3 protein-coding genes are annotated in these 1,349 nt (G+C 68.7%); all 3 read left to right on the top strand.

The window, feature by feature from the left end:
* Window positions 1-272, top strand: a 272-nt coding sequence (rplD, locus tag AB0N07_RS51120; protein WP_195069247.1) for a 50S ribosomal protein L4, incomplete at its 5' end; no start/stop codon positions are given.
* The gene (gene rplW / locus AB0N07_RS51115; protein WP_002857471.1) at window positions 269-574 is read left to right on the top strand and encodes a 50S ribosomal protein L23; all 306 of its coding nucleotides are present in this window, start codon (window positions 269-271) and stop codon (window positions 572-574) included. The genes rplD and rplW, both read left to right, overlap by 4 nt.
* 37 nt (window positions 575-611) lie before the next feature.
* Window positions 612-1,349: 50S ribosomal protein L2 (gene rplB / locus AB0N07_RS51110; RefSeq protein ID WP_365847854.1), on the top strand; the 738-nt coding region annotated here is incomplete at its 3' end.

Genomic DNA, 1,349 nt, shown 5'->3' with positions numbered 1-1,349 from the left:
CCCTCGTGTCCGGGACCACCCCGTCCACCAAGGCCGCCAAGGCGGGCCTCGCGTCCCTGAACACCGGCCGCAAGAACGTGCTGCTGGTGATCGACCGGGCCGACGACGTCGCCGCCCTGTCCGCCCGCAACCTGCCTGCGGTCCACACCCTGTACGCCGACCAGCTGAACACCTACGACGTGCTCGTCTCCGACGACGTCGTGTTCACCCAGGCGGCCTACGAGGCGTACGTGGCCCAGGCTTCCGGCGCCAAGAAGGAGGATGCCCAGTGAGCGGCTCCATCAACAAGGATCCCCGCGACGTGATCATCGCTCCCGTCGTGTCGGAGAAGAGCTACGGTCTGATCGACGAGGGCAAGTACACCTTCCTGGTCGACCCCCGCTCCAACAAGTCCGAGATCAAGCAGGCGGTGGAGCGCATCTTCAACGTCGACGTGGCCTCGGTCAACACCCTGAACCGTTCCGGCAAGCGCCGTCGCACCCGCTTCGGGTGGGGCCAGCGCAAGTCCACCAAGCGTGCCATCGTCACGCTCAAGGACGGGACCATCGACATCTTCGGAGGTCCGCTCGCCTGATCGGCGTGCGGAGACCACTTAATCGAGGAACTGACACATGGCTATCCGTAAGTACAAGCCGACCACCCCGGGCCTGCGCGGCTCGTCCGTGGCCGACTTCGCAGAGATCACCCGGTCCACGCCGGAGAAGTCCCTTCTCCGTCCGCTGCACAAGACCGGCGGCCGCAACAACACCGGTCGCATCACCACTCGTCACAAGGGCGGCGGCCACAAGCGCCAGTACCGCCTGGTCGACTTCCGTCGCCACGACAAGGACGGCGTGCCCGCCACCGTCGCGCACATCGAGTACGACCCGAACCGCACCGCCCGCATCGCGCTGCTGCACTACGCGGACGGCGCCAAGCGCTACATCCTGGCCCCGGCCAAGCTGAAGCAGGGCGACGTGGTGGAGGCCGGCCCGAACGCCGACATCAAGCCGGGCAACAACCTGCCGATGCGCAACATCCCCGTGGGCACCACCATCCACGCGGTGGAGCTGCGCCCCGGCGGCGGCGCCAAGATGGCCCGCTCCGCCGGCGCCTCCGTGCAGCTGGTCGCCCGCGAGGGCAAGTACGCCCAGCTGCGCCTGCCCTCCGGGGAGATCCGCAACGTCGACGTGCGCTGCCGCGCCACGATCGGCGAGGTCGGCAACGCCGAGCAGTCGAACATCAACTGGGGCAAGGCCGGCCGCATGCGCTGGAAGGGCGTGCGCCCGACCGTCCGCGGTGTCGTCATGAACCCGGTCGACCACCCGCACGGCGGTGGCGAGGGCAAGACGTCCGGCGGTCGTCACCCC

Origin of the sequence: Streptomyces sp. NPDC051172, from assembly GCF_040682555.1 — a bacterium.
Taxonomy (GTDB): Bacteria; Actinomycetota; Actinomycetes; order Streptomycetales; family Streptomycetaceae; genus Streptomyces.
This window is presented reverse-complemented; position numbering and strand designations above follow the sequence as displayed.